This window comes from Sulfuricurvum sp. IAE1 (assembly GCF_004347735.1).
In the GTDB taxonomy this organism is placed as follows: domain Bacteria; phylum Campylobacterota; class Campylobacteria; order Campylobacterales; family Sulfurimonadaceae; genus Sulfuricurvum.
This window is the reverse complement of the sequence record NZ_SLTI01000004.1, coordinates 64868-80646: the sequence shown is the minus strand read 5'-3', so window position 1 is coordinate 80646 and position 15779 is coordinate 64868. Positions and strand designations below refer to the sequence as shown.

19 protein-coding genes are annotated in these 15779 nt (G+C 54.2%); 12 read left to right on the top strand and 7 right to left on the bottom strand.

Annotated features, from left to right (window positions below; translation table 11 throughout):
• Positions 1–159: 159 nt before the first annotated feature.
• The 3 genes from hemJ to raiA all read right to left on the bottom strand — a co-directional run bounded on the left by hemJ (position 160) and on the right by raiA (position 1434).
• Positions 160–603 (bottom strand): protoporphyrinogen oxidase HemJ, encoded by a 444-nt coding sequence (hemJ, locus tag E0765_RS00515; protein ID WP_132811255.1) that lies wholly within the window; start codon positions 601–603, stop codon positions 160–162.
• A gap of 61 nt (positions 604–664) precedes the next feature.
• The gene (gene trxC, locus E0765_RS00510; protein WP_188109903.1) at positions 665–1096 is read right to left on the bottom strand and encodes a thioredoxin TrxC; all 432 of its coding nucleotides are present in this window, start codon (positions 1094–1096) and stop codon (positions 665–667) included.
• A gap of 5 nt (positions 1097–1101) precedes the next feature.
• Entirely contained in the window at positions 1102–1434 is a 333-nt protein-coding gene (gene raiA / locus E0765_RS00505) for a ribosome-associated translation inhibitor RaiA (protein WP_132811254.1), read from the bottom strand.
• A 105-nt stretch (positions 1435–1539) separates the two neighbouring features.
• On the opposite strand from raiA, the gene trpS reads away from it, so the two are divergent.
• Genes trpS through ccoS form a run of 6 tightly spaced genes read left to right on the top strand, consistent with a single transcriptional unit; the run spans position 1540 to position 6702 of the window.
• On the top strand, positions 1540–2505 hold the full coding sequence (gene trpS / locus E0765_RS00500; RefSeq protein WP_132811253.1) for a tryptophan--tRNA ligase: 966 nt from the start codon (positions 1540–1542) through the stop codon (positions 2503–2505).
• A gap of 12 nt (positions 2506–2517) precedes the next feature.
• Positions 2518–3105, top strand: coding sequence for a D-sedoheptulose 7-phosphate isomerase (gene gmhA / locus E0765_RS00495; protein WP_132811252.1), 588 nt, complete (start codon positions 2518–2520; stop codon positions 3103–3105).
• Positions 3106–3609 carry a D-glycero-beta-D-manno-heptose 1,7-bisphosphate 7-phosphatase gene (gmhB, locus tag E0765_RS00490; protein ID WP_132811251.1) on the top strand — a complete coding sequence of 168 codons (504 nt, stop codon included), beginning with the start codon at positions 3106–3108 and terminating at the stop codon, positions 3607–3609.
• A complete protein-coding gene (locus E0765_RS00485; RefSeq protein ID WP_255417800.1) occupies positions 3606–4088 on the top strand; it encodes an asparaginase domain-containing protein in 483 nt (160 codons plus the stop codon). The genes gmhB and E0765_RS00485 overlap by 4 nt, the downstream gene beginning before the upstream one ends.
• On the top strand, positions 4081–6474 hold the full coding sequence (locus E0765_RS00480; RefSeq protein ID WP_132811250.1) for a heavy metal translocating P-type ATPase: 2394 nt from the start codon (positions 4081–4083) through the stop codon (positions 6472–6474). Before E0765_RS00485 ends, E0765_RS00480 begins: the two co-directional genes overlap by 8 nt.
• A gap of 9 nt (positions 6475–6483) precedes the next feature.
• Positions 6484–6702: a cbb3-type cytochrome oxidase assembly protein CcoS gene (gene ccoS, locus E0765_RS00475; protein ID WP_132811249.1), complete on the top strand. Its 219-nt coding sequence runs from the start codon at positions 6484–6486 to the stop codon at positions 6700–6702.
• 92 nt (positions 6703–6794) lie between these two features.
• On the opposite strand, the gene E0765_RS00470 is transcribed toward ccoS, so the two are convergent.
• Positions 6795–7091, bottom strand: a complete 297-nt coding sequence (locus tag E0765_RS00470) for a c-type cytochrome (protein ID WP_132811248.1) — start codon at positions 7089–7091, stop codon at positions 6795–6797.
• A gap of 125 nt (positions 7092–7216) precedes the next feature.
• On the opposite strand from E0765_RS00470, the gene rfaD reads away from it, so the two are divergent.
• Genes rfaD through E0765_RS00455 form a run of 3 tightly spaced genes read left to right on the top strand, consistent with a single transcriptional unit; the run spans position 7217 to position 10238 of the window.
• Positions 7217–8227: an ADP-glyceromanno-heptose 6-epimerase gene (gene rfaD / locus E0765_RS00465; RefSeq protein ID WP_132811247.1), complete on the top strand. Its 1011-nt coding sequence runs from the start codon at positions 7217–7219 to the stop codon at positions 8225–8227.
• Complete coding sequence (rfaE1, locus tag E0765_RS00460; protein ID WP_132811246.1) at positions 8224–9657, top strand: D-glycero-beta-D-manno-heptose-7-phosphate kinase; 1434 nt, start codon at positions 8224–8226, stop codon at positions 9655–9657. The genes rfaD and rfaE1 overlap by 4 nt, the downstream gene beginning before the upstream one ends.
• Positions 9651–10238, top strand: coding sequence for a YfaZ family outer membrane protein (locus E0765_RS00455; RefSeq protein WP_132811245.1), 588 nt, complete (start codon positions 9651–9653; stop codon positions 10236–10238). Before rfaE1 ends, E0765_RS00455 begins: the two co-directional genes overlap by 7 nt.
• Here E0765_RS00455 and waaF read toward each other — a convergent pair.
• Positions 10222–11181, bottom strand: coding sequence for a lipopolysaccharide heptosyltransferase II (gene waaF, locus E0765_RS00450; protein WP_132811244.1), 960 nt, complete (start codon positions 11179–11181; stop codon positions 10222–10224). The two genes, E0765_RS00455 and waaF, sit on opposite strands and share 17 nt — an antisense overlap.
• The gene (locus E0765_RS12590; RefSeq protein ID WP_223175655.1) at positions 11178–12443 is read right to left on the bottom strand and encodes a glycosyl hydrolase; all 1266 of its coding nucleotides are present in this window, start codon (positions 12441–12443) and stop codon (positions 11178–11180) included. The genes waaF and E0765_RS12590 overlap by 4 nt, the downstream gene beginning before the upstream one ends.
• On the opposite strand from E0765_RS12590, the gene E0765_RS00440 reads away from it, so the two are divergent.
• Positions 12442–13488: a glycosyltransferase family 9 protein gene (locus E0765_RS00440; RefSeq protein ID WP_255417799.1), complete on the top strand. Its 1047-nt coding sequence runs from the start codon at positions 12442–12444 to the stop codon at positions 13486–13488. The two genes, E0765_RS12590 and E0765_RS00440, sit on opposite strands and share 2 nt — an antisense overlap.
• On the opposite strand, the gene E0765_RS00435 is transcribed toward E0765_RS00440, so the two are convergent.
• On the bottom strand, positions 13448–14218 hold the full coding sequence (locus E0765_RS00435) for a lipopolysaccharide kinase InaA family protein (protein WP_132811243.1): 771 nt from the start codon (positions 14216–14218) through the stop codon (positions 13448–13450). The genes E0765_RS00440 and E0765_RS00435 overlap by 41 nt on opposite strands.
• Positions 14219–14282: 64 nt before the next feature.
• Here E0765_RS00435 and E0765_RS00430 point away from each other — a divergent pair, with 64 nt between their 5' ends.
• Both E0765_RS00430 and E0765_RS00425 read left to right on the top strand, forming a co-directional pair.
• Positions 14283–15023 (top strand): polysaccharide deacetylase family protein, encoded by a 741-nt coding sequence (locus tag E0765_RS00430; RefSeq protein WP_132811242.1) that lies wholly within the window; start codon positions 14283–14285, stop codon positions 15021–15023.
• Positions 15020–15778 (top strand): glycosyltransferase family 2 protein, encoded by a 759-nt coding sequence (locus E0765_RS00425; RefSeq protein WP_132811241.1) that lies wholly within the window; start codon positions 15020–15022, stop codon positions 15776–15778. Before E0765_RS00430 ends, E0765_RS00425 begins: the two co-directional genes overlap by 4 nt.
• The last annotated feature ends 1 nt before the right edge of the window (position 15779 follow it).

Below are 15779 nucleotides of genomic sequence, written 5' to 3'. Positions count from 1 at the left end.
CCTTGAAAAGGTTCTCGTCCCCGAAGGGGATATTCAGCAGCAAGATACTCCTGATTGATCGCTTATATCCACCCCATCGAATGAGGTGGCTTTACGCTCTAACTTCGGTAATTCAGATGCCCCTTGCCGTTCTGAAAAGCAAGGGGCTTGAAGAAAAGATTAAAACGGTTTGACGATCACGAGGGCGACGATGAGGATCAGCAGAATTGTCGGCACTTCGTTATACATCCGGAAAAACTTCCCGCTTTTGTAGGCGGTGTTCTCTTTGAGACGCAGGCGCATCCGTCCGAGCGAAAAGAAATAGGCGATGAGCAGTACCACAAGCACCGCTTTGGCGTGCATCCACCCCCCCATACCGAATACATTGACCCCGTACTGGCTCGTGGACATCGCGATCAACGCGATTCCCGAGAGAAACGTCGCCCAGAAAGCGGGGACGCCGATGTAGCGGTAGATTTTCATCTCCATCACTTCGACCACTTCGACGAAGCCGTTGTTGGTTCCGTTTTCGGCATGGTAGACAAACAGACGCGGCAGGTAAAAGAGTACCGCAAACCAGGAGACCATCGAGATGATGTGAAACCATAAAACCCAGTTGTACATGTGTGGTGTCCTCGAATAAAGAAAGTTAGGAAGGATAGCCAAAAATGGTTAACGACGCCTCTTAGAGATGGCGCCGTACCCATTGGATGATTTCAGCCGCGCTGCGGGCGCCGCTGAACTGGTCGACGATGCGGTTGTTTTTGAAAGCGATGACGGTAGGGATCGAGCGGATGCCGAAGCGGGCTCCCAGATGCTGCTGCTCTTCGGTGTTGATTTTGACAAACTGCGCTTTGAGTGCGAAGGCACGGGCCGCTTCTTCGAAAGAGGGGGCCATGCTCCGGCAGGGGCCGCACCACGGTGCCCAGAAATCGGCGACGATGAGCCGTTCGTCATTGATGAGGAGCCGATCGAAGGATGCCGCATCGACGCTGAGAGGTTTGGTGTCGAGCAACGACGCTTTGCAGTGCCCGCATGCGGCTTTCGCGTAACTCTCTTTAACGGGGATCGCGTTGACGCCCCCGCAATGGGGGCAAACCACATTGATCTTCGCCATCGGGATTACTCGGTTTCGGCCACTTCCATATCCCGGATGGAGGAAGTGTGATGGTCTTTGACTTTGTCGTGAAGGCGGCGGAGCGCTTTGTTGGCCCGCTCGATCGCCATATCGATCGCGGTATCGAGGTCTTCGTCCGTATCGCTGATCACGACGGGCTGCGCATGGGCGATGTGGATGTCGAACTCGACGCCGACCCCTTTTTTCTCTTTGGAGATCATCACGTTGACGGTCGTGATATCAAGATGATAGCGTTTGAAATTTTCAATGGCGGCGGCAATATGATCGTTCAGATGTTGGGTAAGTTTGATCTCTTTGGAGCGAATTTGTACGTTCATGGTCAATCCTTTTTTCGTTGAACTCCAAAAAATATAACATAGATAATCTTAAGACGAAGCTTAAGGCGTCGTTGGGTAAAATTGTCCCTATTCAAGGAGTTTTACGTGCGTGTTTTAACAGGTATCCAGCCCTCCGGTGATCTGCACATCGGAAATTATTTCGGCTCCATCAAGCCGATGGTCGAATCTCAAAAAGACAATGAGGTGTTTGCGTTCATCGCCAATTACCATGCAATGACGAGTCTGGGGGACGGAGAACGTCTGGCACGGCTGACGATGCAGGCGGCCACCGATTTCCTCGCACTGGGGATGGACCCGCAGAAAAGTACCTTCTGGGTCCAGTCGGATGTCAAAGAGGTCCTTGAACTCTATTGGGTTCTCTCCTCTTTCACTCCGATGGGACTGCTTGAGCGGGCTCACAGCTACAAGGACAAAGTCGCCAAAGGGATCGCGTCCAACCACAGCCTCTTTTCGTATCCCGTTTTGATGGCGGCCGATATTTTGCTGTTTAATTCGCAGGTGGTTCCGGTCGGGAAAGACCAGATCCAGCACGTCGAGATCGCCCGCGACATCGCGCTGAAATTCAACAACGAGTACGGCGAGATTTTCGTCCTTCCCGAATTCAAGGTGGACGAGAACGTTGCGACCGTTCCGGGTATCGACGGACAGAAGATGTCCAAAAGCTACGGTAATACCATCCCCATTTTCTCCGAAGAGAAAGTGCAGTCGAAGATCATCAAAAAGATCGTGACCGAACCCGTTCCGATGGAAGAGCCCAAAGAATTTGAAAACTGCAACGTCTACAATATTGCCAAACTCTTCCTCGACTACGAAGAACGTCTTGCCCTTCAAAACCGTTACAAAGCGGGGGGAGAGGGGCATGGCCACTTCAAACTCTACGCCCATGACGTCATCTGGGAGTATTTCCGTCCTTACCGTGAACGAAGGGCCTATTATGAGGCCCATCAGGACGAAGTGCGCGATATACTGAAAATGGGAGCGGCCAAAGCGAGCGCGGTCGCCGCCGAAACGATCGAAAAAATCCGTAGCGTTACGGGTATCCGTTATTAAAAGGAAAAAGCAATGAAAAATTATATTATCAAGCAAATCGCCGACTCGGCGGCGACCAAACAGGCGATTTTGGAAAACGATGAGCTGGTGGAGCGTTTGGTTTCGGTGGCTCAGGCCTGCGTCGACGTGTATAAAAACGGCAAAAAGATTCTGATCGCGGGCAACGGCGGTTCGGCCGCCGACGCGCAGCATTTTGCCGCCGAACTCGTCGGACGTTACGGTTTCGACCGCCCCTCGCTCCCCTCGATTGCCCTGACGACGGACAGTTCTAACCTTACCGCGATCGGAAACGATTACGGCTACGAGTACGTTTTCTCCCGTCAGCTTGAAGGGTTGGCCCAGGAGGGGGACCTTTTTATCGGGATTTCGACGTCGGGGAATTCCCAAAACGTCATCAACGCATTTGAATCGGCCAAGGAACGCGGCGTAACCACCGTGGCGCTGGTCGGACGCGACGGCGGAAAAATGGCCGCGATGGCCGACTTCGCGATCGTGATCCCCTCCAACGCGACGCCGCGTATCCAGGAATCGCACCTGCTGATCGAGCACATGATTTGCGACATTATCGAAAAAGAGATGTTCGGCGGCGGAGTAGCGTAAGTGGTCAAAGCCCTTTTCCTCGATCGTGACGGCGTCGTCAACGTCGAAAAGAACTACCTTCATAAAATCGAGGATTTCGAACTGCTCGAAGGGATCGTCGAGGTGTGCCGCGCGTACCAGCAAAAGGAGTACCGGATCATCATCGTCACGAACCAATCGGGTATTGCGCGCGGTTATTACACCGACGAAGATTTTCATCGTCTCAGCGAGTGGATGAAAGGGCATTTTGCTTCTATGGGGGTCGATATCACCGATATTTTTTATTGCCCCCATCACGAGGAGATCAGCGGCCATTGTGATTGCCGCAAGCCGAGTCCGGGGATGTTTCTTGACGCACAGCGCCGATACGGTATCGATATGGCCGCTTCGGTGATGATCGGCGACAACGAACGTGATATCACGGCGGCAAAACGGGCGGGGGTGGGGACGAATATCCTCCTCTCCGAAACGGCCGAAAAATCCGAAGCGGATCGAATCATCCGCTCACTCAGGGAATTGCTGTGATAGCGATCTACAATACCGGCGGAACGTTCAACAAGTGCTATGATCCTCTTAAAGGGGAACTTTTCGTACCGCACGACAACACCGCGATCGAGGCGGTTGTAGCCACTTTTGCCGAAGCTGTGGAGATCAAAGGGATTATTTACAAAGATTCGCTGGAGATGGACGATGCGGACCGCTCGCTGTTGTGCGAGCGGATCGCTTCGGATCAGGCTGATCGGATCGTTGTGGTCCACGGGACCGATACGATGAACCAAAGCGCTTCGGCCGTCGCATCGCTGAAGCTGGACAAAACGGTGGTTTTTACCGGAGCCATGGTCCCTTTTTGGGTCGATACGATCGAAGCGACGGCAAACCTGGCGATGGCACTGGGCTATGCCCGCAATGCCGAGGCGGGGGTCTACATCGTGATGCAGGGGGTCTGCGGAACGTACGATACGGTCGTGAAAAATCGGGAAGTGGGGAAATTCGAACATGTCTAAAGTCAAATGCGACCACTGTCACCTGGAGTTTGGCGACGACGTGATGATCCATGACGGCGAATACCGTTTTTGTTGCAAGGGATGCCAGGGGATTTTCCATCTTCTCAAGGACGAAGGGCTGGACAGCTTTTACGCCAAAATGGGGGATACGACCCTCTCCCCCCCCACCGAGCAGTTCGAAGCCAGCACCAATTTCGACACCCCCGCATTCGCCGAGCGTTTCATCACGCGGACCAAAGAGGGGTTCAGCCAGGTATCGCTGATCATCGAGGGGATCCACTGCGCCGCGTGCGTCTGGCTCAACGAAAAAGCGCTTCATAAGATGGAAGGGGTTGTTGAAGCCCACATCAATTACACGAACAACAAGGCCCGCATCACATGGGATGAGGGGACGCTCAAGCTCTCCTCGATCATCGACATGATCCGTGCGATCGGGTACAACGCCTTCCCCTACGATGCGTCATTGCAAGAAGAGCGCGCCAACAAGGAGCGCAAAGACTATTATCTCCGGATGGCGGTCGCGACGTTTGCGACGATGAATATGATGTGGGTCGCAATCGCCCAGTATGCAGGCTATTTTACCGGGATTACCCAGGAGATCAAAACCATCCTCAATGTTGCCGAGTGGTTTCTCGCGACCCCCGTGCTCTTTTACAGCGGATGGGTTTTTTACCGCGGCGCCTACTACGGGCTCAAAAACAAAGCGGTTAACATGGACCTGCTCGTCGTGACCGGATCGAGCCTGGCGTATCTGTATTCCATTTATATCACCCTTACCGAAAGCGGGGAAGCCTATTTCGATTCGGTATCGATGATTATCACGTTTGTCTTGTTCGGGAAATTTCTCGAAGTGCTGAGCCGTAAAAACGCCGCCGATACCCTCGACGTCATCGGCAGGCATATCCCGCGCGAAGTAAGCGTCGTGGAGGGGGACAGCGTCCGGGAGGTGAACGTCAACGAGGTCAAAATCGGCGACTTGATCCGGATCCGGACGGGAGAAAAAGCGGCGATTGACGGCGAGGTGGTTCACGGTGAGGGGAATTTCGACGAGAGCAGCCTGACCGGCGAATCCGATCCCGTGTTCAAGCGTCCGGGCTCCTCGATTATCAGCGGGACGACGAGCATCGATGCCCTCTTGACCTACCGCGCGACAAAAGATTTTGCCCATTCGACCCTCTCAAACCTGGTCAATCTCCTCGAAAACGCGATGAGCAACAAGCCGCGGATCGAGCAGCTCGCCAACCGTCTCTCCCAGCACTTTTCGTCGACGATATTGTTCTTGGCGATCGCTACGTTCTGGAGCTGGTATTTCTGGCCCCATACGTTCAACCGCGCATTGATGGTAGGGATCTCGGTTATTATCATCGCCTGCCCGTGCGCACTGGCACTGGCAACGCCCGTTGCAACCCTGGTGGGGCTTTCTTTGGGAGCGAAACGGGGGATTCTGTTCAAATCGGCTTCGATGATCGAAACGATGGCCCACGCCGATACGGTGGTCCTGGATAAAACCGGAACGATTACCCAGGGACGTCCCGAAGTCGTTTACGCGACCGTGCATGAGAGTTTTGAACGGTCGCTGCTGTATGCGCTGGTTTCGGCGTCCAAGCATCCCATCAGCCGGGGGATCGCCGAATACCTCGAGAGGACCGAAACCCTCGGCGCACTTCCCGCATTCGAAGAGATCCGCGAGATCCCCGCACGCGGGATCGTCGCGCGCAGCGGCGGGATGATGGTTGCCGGCGGGAATGCGCTGCTCATGAGCGAAGCGGGGATCGAAATCGATTCGCACAGCGATAAGAGCCTCTTTTACTACGCGGTGAACAACCGCCTCGTCGCCGTGTTCGAACTGCGCGATCTCCCGAAAGAAAGAGCGGCCGAATCGGTCGAATCACTCAAAAAAGCGGGACTTCGGGTAATCATGCTCACCGGAGACCACGAAGCCTCGGCGCGTCGGGTTGCGGCCGAAGTGGGGATCGATGAGGTGTATGCCCATTTGACCCCGCAGGAAAAAGCCGATTTTATCGCCCGTGAGCATGCAACAGGACACGTCGTCGTGATGGCCGGGGACGGCGTCAACGACCTGCTCGCGCTGGCCAATGCCGATATCGGGATCGCGATGGGCAGCGGCAGCGACATCGCGATCGAGGTGAGCGACGTCGTACTGCTGAACGATTCGCTCGCATCATTGGCCGAAGCACACGCGATCAGCCGTCGCACCTACCGGCTGATCAAACAAAACCTCGGGATTTCACTGGTGTACAATTCGATCACCATCCCGCTTGCGATGGCAGGGTACGTGATTCCCCTGATCGCGGCGATTTCAATGTCGTTTAGCTCACTGCTCGTCGTCGGGAACTCGATGCGGGTACGATGGCTCTACAAATAGGAGATATTCATGGACAGTTGGGTTATAGCAATGATGCTCGGAGCATCGCTGGTATTGGGGGCGCTGGCGCTTGGGGCTTTTTTGTGGGGAATCAAAAACGGCCAGTTCGACGATGAAAAAAAGATGATGAACCAGGTTCTCTACGATGATGAAGCAGAACTCAACGACGCAGCAAACCAGCAGCGCAAACGCGAGGAACTGAAAAAGAAAGAGTATCGGCCCGAATAGCGAAACTTTCGATCAAATAGTTAAAAAAACGGATTATTTAAAACGAGGAAGAAGGGAAGAAAGACCCGCCGCCTGAGGCGGCGAGAGCGGAATTATTTGATTCCTGCGATGTAAGAAGCAAGGGCTTTGATGTCAGCATCTGACATAGAAGCAACTTGACCTTTCATCAGGGCACCCATACCGGCTTTGTTCAGAGTACCGGCTTTGTAACCGTGAAGAGATTTTTCGATAGCGCCAGCAGACTGACCTTTAACGATCGCAGATTTACCCAGAGCGGCTTTCTCGAAAGAAGCACCGTGACAGGCGGCACATTTACCGGCAAGAGCTTTACCGTCAGCAGCCATCAAAGATACGCCGGCGAACAACATTGCAAGAGCAATTTTTTTCATTTCATTTCTCCATAAAAAATTTGAGCGCTATTATATTCCTATGAATCTTAAATCACTCTAACTATTTAAGCTTTAATGTAGAGTTTGTTACAATATGACACTACCTGAACATTCAAGGATTATCCATGCGCTACAGCGACGTCGATTTGAACCGAAAAACGATTTTGATTACGGGAGGGGCGGGATTCATCGGCTCGAACCTTGCGTTTTATTTCCAGGAACATTATCCCGATGCGCATGTGGTCGTCCTCGATCTTTTCCGCTCCAACCTCACCCTCTCCAACGGCAACCTCAAAAGTTTCGGCCATTTTAAAAACCTGCTCGGATTTCGCGGGGAAGTGATCAGCGGGGACATCAACGACAAGCAGCTGCTCGATACGCTTAAAAAGCAGTATCGATTCGATTATATTTTTCACGAAGCGGCTATTTCGGATACGACGGCGCTTGAACAGGATCTGATGATCCAGACCAACGTCAACGCATTCAAGGATCTGCTCGACATCGCCGTGGCGCACGGAGCCAATATGATCTACGCCTCGTCGGGGGCAACGTATGGGGATGCCCCTTCACCGCAGCGGGTAGGGCGGGAAGCGCCTCAGAACGTGTATGGGTTCTCGAAACTGATGATGGACCATCTCGCCCGCCAGTATTCTCAAAAACACACCAACATCTCGATCGTGGGATTGCGCTATTTCAACGTGTACGGCCCCAGAGAGTTTTTCAAAAACAAAACGGCGTCGATGGTGGTACAGTTCGGCCATCAGCTGCTCTCGGGGAAAAATCCTCGCTTGTTCGAAGGATCGGACAAAATCGTCCGCGATTTTATCTACGTCGAGGATATCGTTCAGGCGAACGTCCTGGCAATGCACCCCAGAGAGTCGGGAGTGTTCAACGTCGGTACGGGCAAAGCGCGCTCATTCCAAGCGATCGTCGATATTCTCCAGCGGGAGCTGGGAACGTCGCTTCCGTGCGAATACATCCCCAACCCGTTCATCGGACGCTACCAGTTCCACACCGAAGCCGATATTCAAAGCACGCGCGACGTGCTGGGGTATGCTCCCCGTTTTGAACTCGAAGAGGGGATCGCCGCGTACGTGAGCGAAATCAAGCGCCTCTTCGAAGAGGAAGTCCGATGAACCGATTGAAAAACGCCTCTCCCCGCATCCTGGCCATCGGGGATTTAATGATCGATCATTACCTGTGGGGAGGATGCGAGCGTATTTCTCCCGAAGCGCCGGTACAGGTCGTGGATATCGCACGCGAAACAACCGTCCTCGGAGGGGCGGGAAACGTGATCAACAACCTCGTTGCTCTCGGAGCGCAGGTACGCGTCGGCGGAGTGATCGGCGACGATGAAAACGGGGAAGAGCTGAGATCGATGCTCCGTGCCATCAACGTCGATGGCGAAGGGCTGAGTCTTCAGGCGGGGCGCAAAACGTCGAAAAAAAGCCGTATCATCGCTTCGAACCAGCAGATCCTTCGCTATGACCGCGAATCCAAAGATCCGATCGCACCACAGAGCGAAGAGGCGCTGCTATCCTATGTCGGGCGCGTGATCGGCGAATGCGACATCGTGATCCTCTCCGATTACGGCAAAGGGGTCATCACCGAGCGGGTGGCGCAGGGGGTGATCGCATCGGCCAAAGCGTCGGGCAAAAAAGTGCTCGTCGATCCCAAGGGAAAAGATTATTCCAAATATCGCGGCGCCTACCTGCTCACCCCGAACCGTAAAGAGGCATCGGAGGCAACGGGTATTTCGATCCGCGACGACGAATCGCTGCGCCGGGCGCTTCTCATGCTCAAAGAGACCTGCGACCTGGAGTGCTCGATGATCACCCTCTCCGAAGACGGGATCGCCGTTTATGATGAGAATATGCGCCGCTTTCCGACGGTGGCCAAAGAGGTTTACGACGTAACGGGGGCGGGGGATACGGTGATCGCATCGCTTTCGTATGCCCTAGCGTGCGGTCTCTCCATCGATGAAGCGGCACCGTTTGCGAACCATGCGGCCGCGGTCGTCGTCGGTAAAATCGGTTCGGCTACGGTGACCCTCGATGAGATCGACGCGTACGAATCGAGTCTCCGCCAAAGCACTTCGGATGCCCATATCAAAACAGCCGGGGAGATCGCGCAGATCGCGGCTCGGCTTAAATCGGAAGGTAAAAAAGTCGTTTTCACCAACGGCTGCTTCGACATCCTTCACGTCGGCCACGTCAAATATCTGCAGGAAGCCAAAAGCTACGGGGACGTTTTGATCGTAGGGCTCAATTCTGACAGTTCGGTCCGTGCGCTCAAGGGCCCCAGCCGCCCGGTGAACGTCGAAGCCGACCGCGCCTACATTTTAGCGGCGCTCGAATCGGTCGATTATGTGGTTATGTTCAGCGACGAAACACCCTACGACCTGATCAAAAACGTTGCGCCCGATATCCTCGTCAAAGGGGGGGATTATGAGGGGAAAACGGTCGTCGGAGCCGAATTTGCCGGCGAGCTGCGGCTGGTGAATTTTGTCGACGGCAAAAGTACGACGGCGACCATCGAGAGAATCAACAAAGGATCAGCATGCTAAAAACGATTATGATGTTACTGGCGATGGGTGCGAGCGCGTTCGCGGCCCATCAGATCGAAGCAAACGTCAACAACCGCGACGTCGAAGGACAGATCCGCCTGGATATGGGACGGATGGGGAATGCGATGAGCAATACCTACATCGGGGCCCGTTTTCTCAACGGCGACAACAACAACAGCGAAACCGCCCGCGATCTCGATCCGCTGGCGGAGGTTTCATTTATGGTGGAACAGTATGTTCGCGGCGTTCCGGGATTGAAAGTGGGCCTTGGGATCAAAGGGGAATACACGCAGATTGACGGCAGACGATACGCGGCCATCCCGCTGGGGGTCGAAGCCGAGCTTCGGCTGCCGCTCAATACGCCGTTTCCGTTCTACCTGGGGGGAGCCCTTTATTATGCCCCTTCGGTACTGAGTTTCAAGGAAGGGGACGGATATCTCGAAACCCGCATCCATCTTGATGCCGCGGTGATCGACAACGGCCGCCTTGAAGTGGGGTACCGAAACATCGATACCGACCTTGAAAACCGCAACGTCACTTATAACGATTCGTGGTATTTCGGTCTTAGATTAGACTTTTAACCGCTTCGATCACTTCGGCGGCCGTGATACCCTTCATGCATTCGTGATGCCCCAGCGGGCATTCGCGCTTCATGCACGGCGCACACTCCATCTCGTGACGTACAATCACGCTTTTTTCATTTTTCCATTGCGATGTTTCAAGATGCCGGGTCGGGCCGAAGACGGCCACTGTCGGAACCTGGTAGGCCGCGGCGACGTGCATCGGTCCGCTGTCGTTGGTAATAAACAGATCCAACCCCCCGATCATGGCGCAAAGTTCGTTTACCGACGTTTTGCCCGCCAGGTTCGTGACGCTGATGCCGTCCAGGCGCGTTTCGATGTCCTCGGCCATCTGCGTTTCGTTCGGTCCGCCGAAGATCACGATGTCGTAGCGGTCGCTGAACGCTCTGGCGACGTCGGCGAATTTTTCGGGATACCACCGTTTGGCACTGCCATACGTCGCCCCGGGATTGATCCCCAGGGTCGCTCGGGCGTAACGATGCGCCCGAATGTGAAGTTGCAGCGGACCGGTTTCGAGGGGTTGCGGGCTCAGTGTTTGGGCGATGTCGAGGTATTGTTCGACAAGATGGGTGTTTGGGCGCGTTCTGATGGGATGCGACACCAGCGCGCGGGAATGCCAGCTCGAGCGGGCGGCGGTGATCGGGGTTCCGCTGAGGCGCAGCAGCAGCGAGGAGTGAAGTTGGTTGCGAAAGGTGATCGCCATATCGTGTGGTCCCAGAAGGCGGGCGAAACGGTATGTGTTGAGAAAGCGGTTCCCCCCTTTTTTCGTTTCGTCGACGTAGGCCCGTGTGCATTGCGGGTGGTGTTTGAGCGCTTCGAGGCTCACGTACGATCCGACCAGGGTCAGTTCCGCACTTGGATAAATCTTGCAGAGCGCTTCGATGGCGGGAGTGGCCATGAGCGCGTCGCCCAGCCAGTTGGGAAGGATAATCAGGAGTTTCATTCGTTTTCCAGCGGAGTGGTGTAGTAAATCGGCGATTCGCCCAGCAACAGTGTATCGGTATCCATGCTGATGCCGTCTCGGGTTGTGACGGTGACCGTTTGGGTGAGGGCTATTTCCATCGATCCTTCTTCCAGCCACTCGACATGGAGCACTCCTCGAAGTGTTTCGCACAGCAGGGTGTGCCGACCCCTTTTGACCCCGTAGCCGACGAACGAGGCATCCGCCATCTGAGAAAGCATCGTGCGATAGGCGTCAAATGCGCTTCGTTTGCGAATCCCATCCCGGTTGTCGATAAGGCCGTAACCCGGAGCGACCAGCTGGTGCCAGAACACGGAATTCACGCTTTGCGAAGCGAAGGCGAGGAGATGGTAACGGACCATATACGACGCGTAGGACTCTTCGTCGACGCACTCGGTTTCACTGGTAGGAGCATAAGGAGCCGTCCCCGTGATGGGCCAGTTCGTTTCGGTGATGACGATTTCTCCGTCGCATTTGGGGCTAAGACGCGCAAGTGACGCCAAGAGGCGGATCTTTTCGATGAGGTTGAATCCCATCTGGGTGTTTTCGGGGGCGCCCCGGCGGTCCACGTAGAGGAGGCTTCCTACCGCATCGTAACGGATGTTTTTGAAATTGAAAAGGGTATGGGCGCTATAGTGGTATTCGAAATCGATAACGTTCGAGCCGATCAGTTTGAGATGGGGAAAACAGGTTTTTTTGAGATCGAAAGCGATGCCGTAGAAGTCGAGATACTCGTTGACGCTGAAAAACCCCCATTTCGCGCGGTTGATCGTGCTGCCGATGACGTAGGTGTCGCAGATTCCCGAGAGGGCGGTAAAAATCGCCTTGAAATGTTCGCGGGTCATGGGGAGGTCGGTGATGTGCTCGCGGTCTTGCAATAGGGCGATCGTTACCGTGCACCCCTCGAAGCTCCGGACAAACGCGACGTATTCGTGGAGTCTGTCGATTTCCCACAGAGGGATCCGGATCAGAAGGTTTTTTACTCCGAGTTCGCGGACGAGTCCGGGCGAGAGGGAAGGCTCTTTGTCGAGGTTGACCCCCATTCCGAAAAAGCGGTCGCCGTCGATGCGGCGGTGGGGGAGATAGGGGATGGTCAAAACCGAGAAAGGAAGGGTCACTGCCGCGATCAGGAATGTTTTGATCAGGGAGGGGAGGGCCGAGAGGCGCATTTTACGCTTGAGCTTCTTGTCCCGGATTATGGCGGGCTGGTCGGAATAATAGTCCCAGGCAAACGGTGTTTTCATGGCCGTATTGTATCCTCTTCTTACCTTCAATCGTGTAAAATGGCGCAAACAGAACAATAAAGGCGAAGCGATGAACATACTGGTGGTGCGTAATGACAAACTCGGGGATTTCATCACCGCTTTGCCGACGCTGTACGTTCTCAAACGCCATGACCCGCGCAACCGCATCGTCGCTCTTGTCGCCCCGCTCAACCGCTCGCTGGCCGAATCGTGCGATTTTATCGACGAGGTGATCGTCGACGGCGGAGGGGACATTCTTGAGCTCGCTTTCAAAATCCGCGAGGCGAAAATCGACGCGTCGATTACCCTCTTTTCCAATACCCGCGTCGCGATCGCCCAGTTCCTGGCGCGGATACCCATCCGGATCGCCCCGGCGACGAAGATCGCCCAGATTTTTTACAACCGTCGCATCCAACAGCGCCGAAGCCGGGTGGAGATGGCCGAATTCGAATACAATCTGCAGCTAGCGCGCGCGCTGTTTACGCAGATCGACCTTGATTTCCCTAAACCGCTGCTGCGTTTTGATGATACCGCTTATCGGGTTTTTTGCGCCGAGTACGGCATCACCCGTCCCGTCGTGGCGTTTCACCCCGGATTCGGAGGCTCTTCGGATGCAAACTGGACACTGGGCGAATACGTCGAACTCGTATGGATCGCCGAAGCATGTGGGACGGTGGACGTTGTGATGACGTTCGGCCCCGACGAGGAAGCGCTTTGCGAGGAAGCCGCGGCGTTACTGGGTACACAAAGCCGTACGCATCTGTACCGTTCGCGCGGAAGCGTCGTCGATTTTGCACATGTTTTAAGCAGTTTTAAACTGTTTGTAAGTACATCGACCGGGACCTATCACCTCGCGAGCGCGTGCGGTTGCGAGACGTTTACTTTTTTTGCCGATACGCTCTTTGCTTCGGCTTCGCGCTGGAAAAGTATCGGGGATGAAGCCGGGCAGCACCATTACATGATTCCTCAGAACCCGCAAGGCAGAGAAGCGATGTTCGAGAGGGTCAAGCGGGAGTTGAAAAGTCGCCTCGAAGCAGGGCTTTAATCCGTTTTTTGAAGTTTTTGGAGCGTTTGTTGGCATTGTTGTGCCGTTGCATCTCCGAAACGATCAGCGCTTCGTCCATCCCACACAGCCGTGCGTATTCGCGCCCCATGATCTCTAAATCCGCATCGGATGCCCACAGTTTGTTGAAATTTTCACACCCTTCCAGCGGAGCGATCGAATCACGAAACTCCATCCGGTTGATATCGACGATGGCAAACGCATACCCTTCTACGGTCCGTTTGACGAGAATGTTTCCGGGCGAGTAATCGAGGTGCCATACCCCTTTGCGATGGAGGTCGCAGGTGTAGGCGGCGAATGCTCTAAAGATTTCTTCGCGCTCGTCTGTGGGCTCAAGCAGCGGGGTACGGATCGTGAAATCGTATTCAAAGCATTCCGCAATGAAATAGCTCTCTCCCAGCAGACCTGATTCGAAAAATTCGATTAGCGCTACGGGCGCGGGCGTTGAGATCGAAAGATCGATCAGTTTCAGGGCGTTATGGTAGGATTTGTACGCTTTGCTTTTGCGAAAAAAAGTATAGACGATCCGGTTGAACAGGTGGGGAACCTTGAACGATTTAACGACGGTTTTAAGGCCTCCGAGATCGATGGTTTTGAGTTCGTTGCGGGCTTTGTGGATCGTATGGGTATCGGCATGGAATATTTCGCGTATCGCTTCGAACGACGGTTTGAAAAATGCGTATTCGGATCGGTATTCGTAACGGGCGCGCATGGTTACCTTTTGCCTAAGTCATCGTGTGGTATGATACTTTATTATTGCTGAAAAGAGAGGTGCCATGCTGCGGGTCGTCATGTATCATCACATCAACAGCGACGACCTTCCTCTCTCGAACACCGATGCGATGATGGAAGCGCATCTGCGCCAGGTGGCCGAGCACTACACCTCCGTTTTCCCGGGGGAGGAAGCCGCCGACGCCATTTGTCTGACGTTCGACGACGCGTATTACGATTTTTACCATTATGTTTTCCCCCTCCTCAAACGTTACGGCCTCAAAGCGCTCCTTGCCGTGCCGGCCGCGTATATTCTCGATGATACCGACGTCGCTCCCCACGAACGCCTTTCACTCAAGCACCGCGAGATTTACGAAGGGGAGAATTATCGCACCCACGCGCCGTTTTGCACCTATGCCGAACTGCGCGAAATGATCCGAAGCGGTCATGTTGCCGTAGCGTCTCATTCGATGAATCACGTCAATCTGGCCGAGCCGGGAGTCGATCTTGGCGAAGAGATCGCCGGTTCCAAACGGCTCCTCGAAGAGAAACTGGGATGCCGGATCGATTCGTTCGTGCTGCCGTTTGGGAAATACAACCGCGATGCCGTTGCGATGGCAAAAGCGCATTACTCTTATGTTTTCAGGATCGGCAACGCCTTCAACCCTTCGTGGGAAGGGATCGGCGGATTGATCTACCGTATCAAAGGGGACGGGCTGAGAAAACCCGGCGAGTTGTTTGCACCATGGAAACAACTCGCTTTTGGACTGAAAACACTTGTTAAAACGCTCAAAGGAGAGAGATGAACGTATCGGCGGTGATGATAGTCAAAAACGGGGCGCGGACGATCCGAAGGTCGCTTGAAAGCCTGCGCGAGTTCGACGATGTCGTCGTTTATGACAACGGTTCGACTGACGGGACGCAGAACATCGCGCGCGAGTTCCCGAACGTCCGCCTCATCGAAGGGGAATTCGACGGGTTTGGGACAACGAAAAACCGTGCCGCGTCCTTTGCCGTTCACGAATGGATCCTCATCATCGACAGCGACGAAGTGGTCGACGAAGAACTTCTGCGTGCGCTTAAAACCAAGCCGCTCGATCCGCGAACGATCTACATCGTCAATTTCCTGGCCTATTACAAAGAGATCCAGATCCGTCACTGCGGTTGGAACAACCAGAAAATCCGCCGTCTCTACAACAAAAGTGTCACCCGTTTCAACGACAACGCGGTGCATGAGAACATTATCGACGAGGGGATGAAAAAAGAGAACATCGAGGGGAATATGAAGCACTACAGCTACATGAGCATCTCCGATTTCATCGTGAAAGTGGACCGCTATTCCACCCTTTTTGCGCAAGGTAACGTCGGCAAAAGATTTCCGACCCCCGCCAAGGCGTTTTTCAACGGCCTTTACTCGTTTTTCCGCACCTATGTTCTCAAACGGGGATTCCTGGACGGGTATGCCGGACTCGTCATCGCTTTTTCGCACATGGCGACCAACTTTTACAAATACATCAAACTATATGAGATGAACCGCGAAGGTTCACAAAGAAGCGAATAAG

What these genes read in the sequence shown, in the direction of transcription:
- rfaD (WP_132811247.1), top strand. Translation starts at nt 7,217, where the DNA reads ATGCGCTACAGCGACGTCGATTTGAACCGAAAAACGATTTTGATTACG.
- raiA (WP_132811254.1), bottom strand. Translation starts at nt 1,434, where the DNA reads ATGAACGTACAAATTCGCTCCAAAGAGATCAAACTTACCCAACATCTG.
- rfaE1 (WP_132811246.1), top strand. Translation starts at nt 8,224, where the DNA reads ATGAACCGATTGAAAAACGCCTCTCCCCGCATCCTGGCCATCGGGGAT.
- trxC (WP_188109903.1), bottom strand. Translation starts at nt 1,096, where the DNA reads ATGGCGAAGATCAATGTGGTTTGCCCCCATTGCGGGGGCGTCAACGCG.
- E0765_RS00480 (WP_132811250.1), top strand. Translation starts at nt 4,081, where the DNA reads ATGTCTAAAGTCAAATGCGACCACTGTCACCTGGAGTTTGGCGACGAC.
- E0765_RS00470 (WP_132811248.1), bottom strand. Translation starts at nt 7,091, where the DNA reads ATGAAAAAAATTGCTCTTGCAATGTTGTTCGCCGGCGTATCTTTGATG.
- E0765_RS00440 (WP_255417799.1), top strand. Translation starts at nt 12,442, where the DNA reads ATGGCCGTATTGTATCCTCTTCTTACCTTCAATCGTGTAAAATGGCGC.
- gmhA (WP_132811252.1), top strand. Translation starts at nt 2,518, where the DNA reads ATGAAAAATTATATTATCAAGCAAATCGCCGACTCGGCGGCGACCAAA.
- E0765_RS12590 (WP_223175655.1), bottom strand. Translation starts at nt 12,443, where the DNA reads ATGAAAACACCGTTTGCCTGGGACTATTATTCCGACCAGCCCGCCATA.
- E0765_RS00425 (WP_132811241.1), top strand. Translation starts at nt 15,020, where the DNA reads ATGAACGTATCGGCGGTGATGATAGTCAAAAACGGGGCGCGGACGATC.
- E0765_RS00430 (WP_132811242.1), top strand. Translation starts at nt 14,283, where the DNA reads ATGCTGCGGGTCGTCATGTATCATCACATCAACAGCGACGACCTTCCT.
- E0765_RS00435 (WP_132811243.1), bottom strand. Translation starts at nt 14,218, where the DNA reads ATGCGCGCCCGTTACGAATACCGATCCGAATACGCATTTTTCAAACCG.
- ccoS (WP_132811249.1), top strand. Translation starts at nt 6,484, where the DNA reads ATGGACAGTTGGGTTATAGCAATGATGCTCGGAGCATCGCTGGTATTG.
- E0765_RS00455 (WP_132811245.1), top strand. Translation starts at nt 9,651, where the DNA reads ATGCTAAAAACGATTATGATGTTACTGGCGATGGGTGCGAGCGCGTTC.
- waaF (WP_132811244.1), bottom strand. Translation starts at nt 11,181, where the DNA reads ATGAAACTCCTGATTATCCTTCCCAACTGGCTGGGCGACGCGCTCATG.
- hemJ (WP_132811255.1), bottom strand. Translation starts at nt 603, where the DNA reads ATGTACAACTGGGTTTTATGGTTTCACATCATCTCGATGGTCTCCTGG.